The organism is Kitasatospora sp. NPDC056327 (genome assembly GCF_042261735.1).
GTDB lineage: Bacteria > Actinomycetota > Actinomycetes > Streptomycetales > Streptomycetaceae > Kitasatospora.
The window spans coordinates 23,718-30,065 of the sequence record NZ_JBHJRC010000075.1; the positions used below are offsets into that span (position 1 = coordinate 23,718).

Annotated in this window: 5 protein-coding genes; 3 read left to right on the plus strand and 2 right to left on the minus strand. The window is 75.3% G+C overall.

Annotated features, from left to right (window positions below; all coding sequences use genetic code 11):
- Positions 1-37 precede the first annotated feature (37 nt).
- Positions 38-1,663: an FAD-dependent oxidoreductase gene (locus tag ACFCX4_RS13885; RefSeq protein WP_376141843.1), complete on the plus strand. Its 1,626-nt coding sequence runs from the start codon at positions 38-40 to the stop codon at positions 1,661-1,663.
- A gap of 375 nt (positions 1,664-2,038) precedes the next feature.
- Complete coding sequence (locus ACFCX4_RS13890; protein ID WP_376141846.1) at positions 2,039-2,917, plus strand: DMT family transporter; 879 nt, start codon at positions 2,039-2,041, stop codon at positions 2,915-2,917.
- Positions 2,918-3,041: 124 nt separating this feature from the next.
- Here the strand turns inward: ACFCX4_RS13890 and ACFCX4_RS13895 are convergent, their stop codons facing one another.
- Together ACFCX4_RS13895 and ACFCX4_RS13900 are read right to left on the minus strand one after the other, a co-directional pair.
- Positions 3,042-3,353, minus strand: a complete 312-nt coding sequence (locus ACFCX4_RS13895; protein WP_376141849.1) for a hypothetical protein — start codon at positions 3,351-3,353, stop codon at positions 3,042-3,044.
- Positions 3,350-3,670, minus strand: a complete 321-nt coding sequence (locus ACFCX4_RS13900; RefSeq protein ID WP_376141852.1) for an SAV_915 family protein — start codon at positions 3,668-3,670, stop codon at positions 3,350-3,352. Before ACFCX4_RS13900 ends, ACFCX4_RS13895 begins: the two co-directional genes overlap by 4 nt.
- Positions 3,671-4,061: 391 nt before the next feature.
- Between ACFCX4_RS13900 and ACFCX4_RS13905 the strand changes: the two genes are divergently transcribed.
- Complete coding sequence (locus ACFCX4_RS13905) at positions 4,062-6,287, plus strand: NADP-dependent isocitrate dehydrogenase (RefSeq protein WP_376141854.1); 2,226 nt, start codon at positions 4,062-4,064, stop codon at positions 6,285-6,287.
- Positions 6,288-6,348: the final 61 nt, after the last annotated feature.

A 6,348-nucleotide genomic window follows, 5' to 3' on the forward strand; every position in this document is an offset into this window, starting at 1 on the left:
ATTCGGCCCCGAACTCCTGGACAGGCTGGAGCAATTGATGAAACCGAAGGTTGACGACCGGGTCCCGGTCCTGATCGTCGGCGGCTCGCTGGTCGGGCTGTCGGCCTCCCTCTTCCTGGGCCGACTGGGTGTCAGGCACCTGCTCGTCGAGAAGCACGCCGACACCTCGCACCACCCGCGTGGCCGAGGCAACAACGTGCGGACGATGGAGCTGTACCGGGTGGCCGGCATCGAGCCGGCGATCCGCGAGGCGGCGTCCGTCCTGGCCCCGAACCACGGCATCCTGCAGGCCCCGTCGCTGACCGGCGAGGAGCAGGAGTGGCTGTTCCGCGAGATCGACCCGGGCGGGCGGCTGGCCCGGTTCAGCCCCAGCTCCTGGTGCCTGTGCAGCCAGAACGACCTGGAGCCGGTGCTGCGCCGGGCGGCCCGGGAGCTGGGCGCCGACATCCGCTTCGGGACCGAGCTGCTCTCCTTCGAGCAGGACGCCGACGGGGTCACCGCGCTGCTGCGCAGCCGGGAGTCCGGCGAGGAGCGGTCCGTCCGGGCCGAGTACCTGATCGCGGCGGACGGCCCGCGCAGCCCGGCCCGCGAGCGGCTGGGCATCGGCCAGAGCGGGCAGGGCGAGCTGTTCCACAACGTCAGCATCACCTTCCGGGCGAAGCGGCTGGCCGAGGCGGTGGGCGACCGCCACTTCATCGCCTGCTACCTGACGAACCCGGACGCGGACGGCGCGCTGCTGCCGGTCGACAACCGCGAGGAGTGGGTGTTCCACGCCCCGTGGCACCCGGAGCACGGCGAGCCGCTGGAGGCGTTCACCGACGAGCGCTGCGCCCGGCACATCCGGGCCGCGGTCGGGATGCCGGGGCTCGACGTCGAGGTGACCGGCAAGGCCCCCTGGCACGCCGCGGAGCGGGTGGCCGAGCGCTACTCCGGGGGCCGGGTCTTCCTGGCCGGGGACTCGGCGCACGAGATGTCCCCGACCGGCGCCTTCGGCTCCAACACCGGGATCCAGGACGCGCACAACCTCGCCTGGAAGCTCGCGGCGGTGCTCGGCGGCTGGGCCGGGCCGGCCCTGCTGGACACCTACGGGCGCGAGCGCCGGCCGGTGGCGCAGGTGACCGGTGAGCGGGCCTCCGCCCGGTCGGCCGAGCACAGTCACCCCGGGTACGCGGTCGTCCCGGGCGTCGGCCGGCAGGCCGGGGTGCTGGCGGTGGCGCTCGGCTACCGCTACCGGGACGGCGCGGTGGTCGGCACCGACCCGGCCGGCCCGGTGGTTCCGGAGGCCTTCGAGTCGGCGGGCGAGCCGGGCAGCCGGGCCCCGCACCAGTGGCTGCTGCGGGCGGGGGTGCGGCTGTCCACCCTGGACCTGTACGAGCAGGCGCCGGTGCTGCTGACCGGCTCCGGCGGCACCGCCTGGCAGGAGGCCGCCCGGCGGGCGGCGGACCGGCTGGCCGTCCCGCTGGACGCCTTCCGGATCGGCGACGGCGCGGACGACGACCTGGCCCCCGAGCCGGGCGCCGACTTCGGGGCGCTGCACGGCATCGGTCCCGGGGGAGCCCTGCTGGTCCGGCCGGACGGCTTCGTCGCCTGGCGCTCGGAGGGCCCGGTCGGCGACCCGGACGCGGTGGTGGGCCACGTGCTGCGGACGGTGCTCTCGCTGTAGTGCCCCGCCGGGGCGCGGACCCGGACGCGCGAGGGCCCGCCGGCGTGTGCCGGCGGGCCCTTCCGCGTGGACCGGGCGGGGGTTCCGCGGCCGCCCGCGTCGACCACCTCGACGTCCTCGACGTACCGGGCCGACCGAGGCCCGCACGAGGCCGGTGGGACCGACCGCGCGGCCGGGGCATCGGGTGACCGGCGCGGGTAGGGTGACGCCCATGCGTTCCCGGATCCTGCCGCCGCCCGTCCGCTAGCGGGCGGCCCCACCACGACTCCCCGCCCGGCGGCCCCGACGCCCCCGGGCCGGTGAGTGCCGCCCGCCTCGCCGGTGGACCTCATCCGGCCGGGCCCGGCCCGGCACCCCGTCGTGGAGAACGAACGCATGACCGCTCATGCCGCCGTGCCGGTCCGGCACGGCCTGCTGTCCATCTCGTCCGCCGCCGTCGCCTGGGGCGCGGGCGGAGCCGTCGCCGCCCTGCTCATGGGCACCGCGGGGCTCGGCCCGGTCGCCGTCTGCGCCTGGCGGTTCGCCGTCGCGGCCGGCTGCCTCGCCCTGCTGCCCGCCGTCCGCGGGCGCGCCCGGCCGGGCGCCGTGCCCCGCCGGGCCGCGGTGCTCACCGGGCTCGGCCTGGCCGTCAGCCAGTGCGCCTACTTCGCCTCGGTCCGGTACGCCGGGCTCGGCCTCGGCACCCTGGTGACCATCGGGGCCGGGCCGGTGCTCACCGGCCTCGGCGCCCACCTGCTGCTCGGTGAACGGCTCACCGGCCGGGCGGTGGCCGCCGATCTGCTCGCCCTGACCGGGCTGGCGCTGCTGGTGGCCGGTCCGGTGACCGGCCCGCACCCCGTGGCCGGGGTGGCGCTCGCCGTCCTGGCCGGGGCCGGCCAGAGCGGGCTGACCCTCTGGGCCCGGGCCGGCGGCACCGCCCGCGCCTCGGCCGGGGCGTTCACCACCGGTCTGCTCTGCCTGCTGCCGCTCGCCCTCACCCTGGAGGGCGGCGTGCTGCCGTCCGGCGGGGCGCCGCTGCCGACCGCCGGGGCCCTGCTGTTCCTGGGCACCGTGCCGACCCTGCTCGCCTACCGCTGGTACTTCGCCGGGCTGGCCACCGTGCCCGGGGCGACCGCGGCCGTCCTGGTCCTGCTCGAACCGGCCACCGCGGCGGTCCTCGGTGCCGCCTGCTTCGGCGAACCGCTCACCCCGGCGCTGCTCGCCGGCTCCGCCCTGCTGCTCACCGCGATCGCGGCGCTGGCCCGCCGGGCGTAGGGCGGGTCCGGCGGCTCCCGTCGGTCGGACTGCGGTGCCGGGGCGTGCGGGCCCCCGCCGCGGTGCCGGCGGGGGCCCGAGGGGCGCGGCCCGGGTGTGCCGGGTGGCGGCGGGGGCGGCTCCGTCAGGGCACCGGGCGCAGGGCCGCCCGGGCCGGGACGAGGGCCCGCAGGACCAGGTCGACGTGGACGTGCGCGGCGCCGGCCCGCAGCAGCGCGGCCGAGACGGCGCGCAGCTCCGCCGGGCCGGTGCAGGCCAGCCGCAGTTCGAGATCGGCCTCGCCGGCCAGGGCCAGGCCGCTCTGCACCGCGGGGATCTCGGCGGCCAGCCGGTCGAAGTCGAGCGGGACCGGGCCGTAGCCCACCCGGGCGATGGCGTGCAGCGGGCGGGCCGGTTCGGGCCGGGGGTCGCCGGGGGCGAGGTGGAGTGCGCTCACCGGCGCTGGAGCCGGGCGCCGGAACGGGATGCGGGGTGACCGGCGTCCGGGCGGGCGTCGGCCGGGCCGGTCACCGGCAGCGCGGACAGCCGGGGGTCCAGGACCAGCTCGTCGACGCCGAGCGGCGCGGTGAGCGCGCGCAGCGCCGGTTCGCCGAGTTCGACGGCGCTCTGTTCCGGGCCGAGCAGCTCGGCGAGCGCGCCCGCCGAGCTGAAGCCGACGGCGCAGCGGCGGCCGTCGCGCAGGCGGAAGAGGCGGAGGGAGGTGGTCCGCCCGGTGACGGTGACCGGGACGTGCCAGACGGCGGCGCGGGCCATGCGGTTGCTCCTCAGTGGTGGAGAGGGGCCTGCGGGAACTTCTCCTCCGACGCTAGGGCGGACACGGGCGTCCGGAGAACAGTCCTGACGCGGCGTTGACCGAATGCAGCGCTGCGTTGACGGAGTCCTGACGTTCGGGCGCACCGTTCAGCGGACCGTGCACCCGGAATGTGGTCCAGACCTCTCCCGGAGCGTTCCCGGCCGCCCGGCCGACCCGCTGCCGGACCGGCTGCCGGACCCGTCGGCGGGCCGCGGCCGGGTCCGCTCCGCTTGCCCCGCGCCCGTGCCGGGACGACGGTGGATCTGATCCGTGTCCGGGGGGAGGTGGAGCGGAGGGGCGGTCACGAGATATCTTGACGTCAAGACGTTGGAGACGTGAAGCGGAGTACCGATGACTGACTCGACCATCATCTATACGCACACCGACGAGGCGCCGGCCCTGGCAACGTACTCGTTCCTGCCCGTGGTGCAGGCGTACGCCTCCACGGCGGGCGTGAAGGTGGAGACTCGCGACATCTCCCTCGCCGGGCGGATCATCGCGAGCTTCCCGGAGCGTCTGACCGAGGAGCAGCGGATCGGTGACGCCCTCGCCGAGCTGGGCGCCCTCGCCAAGACCCCGGGCGCCAACATCATCAAGCTGCCGAACATCTCGGCCTCGATCCCGCAGCTCAAGGCCGCCGTCGCCGAGCTCCAGGCCCAGGGCTACGCCCTGCCGGACTACCCGGACGACCCGCAGACCGACGAGGACAAGGACGTCCGCGCCCGTTACGACAAGGTCAAGGGCAGCGCCGTCAACCCGGTCCTGCGCGAGGGCAACTCCGACCGCCGCGCCCCCGCGTCGGTCAAGAACTACGCCAAGACCCACCCGCACCGCATGGGTGCCTGGTCGGCCGACTCCCGCACCAACGTCGCCACCATGGGCGAGAACGACTTCCGCTCCACCGAGAAGTCGGCCGTGGTCGCCGAGGACGGCACCCTGCGCATCGAGCTGGTCGCCGAGGACGGCACCACCACCGTGCTGCGCGAGTCGGTCCCGGTGCTGGCCGGCGAGGTCGTCGACGCCTCCGTGCTGCGCGTCGCCGAGCTGAACACCTTCCTGGCCGCGCAGGTCGCCCGGGCCAAGGCCGAGGGCGTGCTGTTCTCGGTCCACCTGAAGGCCACCATGATGAAGGTCTCCGACCCGATCATCTTCGGCCACGTGGTCCGCGCCTTCTTCCCGCAGACCTTCGCCAAGTACGGCGAGGTGCTCGTCGCGGCCGGTCTGAACCCGAACAACGGCCTGGGCGGCATCCTGGCCGGCCTGGAGACCCTGCCGCACCTGGGCGAGGAGATCAAGGCCTCGTTCGAGGCCGAGCTCGCCGAGGGCCCGGCGCTGGCCATGGTCGACTCGGACAAGGGCATCACCAACCTGCACGTGCCGAGCGACGTCATCGTCGACGCCTCGATGCCGGCCATGATCCGCACCTCCGGCCACATGTGGGGCCCGGACGGCCAGGAGGCCGACACCCTCGCGGTGCTGCCGGACAGCAGCTACGCCGGCGTGTACCAGGCCGTCATCGACGACTGCCGCGCCCACGGCGCGCTGGACCCGGCCACCATCGGCTCGGTCCCGAACGTCGGCCTGATGGCCCAGGCCGCCGAGGAGTACGGCAGCCACGACAAGACCTTCGAGATCGCCGCCGCCGGCACCGTCCGCCTGGTCGACGCCGCCACCGGCGGGACCGTCCTGGAGCAGGCCGTCCGGCCGGGCGACATCTTCCGCTCCTGCCAGACCAAGGACCTGCCGATCCGCGACTGGGTGAAGCTGGCCGTCACCCGCGCCCGCGTCTCCGGCGACCCGGCCGTCTTCTGGCTGGACGAGACCCGCGCCCACGACGCCGTGCTGATCGAGAAGGTCAAGGCGTACCTGCCGGAGCACGACACCACCGGCCTGCAGATCGAGATCAAGTCCCCGGTCGAGGCCACCACCTTCTCGCTGGAGCGCATCCGCCGCGGCGAGAACACCATCTCGGTCACCGGCAACGTGCTGCGCGACTACCTGACCGACCTGTTCCCGATCCTGGAGCTGGGCACCAGCGCCAAGATGCTGTCGGTCGTCCCGCTGATCAACGGCGGCGGCCTGTTCGAGACCGGCGCCGGCGGCTCCGCCCCGAAGCACGTCCAGCAGCTGGTCAAGGAGAACTACCTGCGCTGGGACAGCCTGGGCGAGTTCTTCGCGCTGGCCGCCAGCTTCGAGCACCTGGCCCGCACCACCGAGAACCCCCGCGCCCAGGTGCTGGCCGACACGCTGGACCGCGCCACCGGCACCTTCCTCAACGAGGACAAGTCGCCGAGCCGCCGCCTCGGTGGCATCGACAACCGCGGCAGCCACTTCTACCTGGCCCTGTACTGGGCCCAGGAGCTGGCCTCGCAGACCGAGGACGCCGCGCTCGCCCAGGCCTTCGAGGGCCTGGCCAAGGCGCTGTCCGAGCAGGAGCAGGCCATCGTCGAGGAGCTCGTCGCCGTGCAGGGCTCCGCGGTGGAGCTGGGCGGCTACTACCAGCCCGACCCGGCCAGGGCCGCGGCCGTGATGCGCCCGTCGAAGACCTTCAACGAGGCGCTCGGCACCCTGGCCTGACCGGCCCGGCACCGCTGGACCCGGGAGGGAGCGGGAGACGCTGCTGCACCTGGGGCGGGGG

Bases quoted from the DNA above. Each gene is read 5' to 3' on its own strand.
- ACFCX4_RS13890 (WP_376141846.1), top strand. From the start codon at position 2,039: ATGACCGCTCATGCCGCCGTGCCGGTCCGGCACGGCCTGCTGTCCATC.
- ACFCX4_RS13885 (WP_376141843.1), top strand. From the start codon at position 38: ATGAAACCGAAGGTTGACGACCGGGTCCCGGTCCTGATCGTCGGCGGC.
- ACFCX4_RS13900 (WP_376141852.1), bottom strand. From the start codon at position 3,670: ATGGCCCGCGCCGCCGTCTGGCACGTCCCGGTCACCGTCACCGGGCGG.
- ACFCX4_RS13905 (WP_376141854.1), top strand. From the start codon at position 4,062: ATGACTGACTCGACCATCATCTATACGCACACCGACGAGGCGCCGGCC.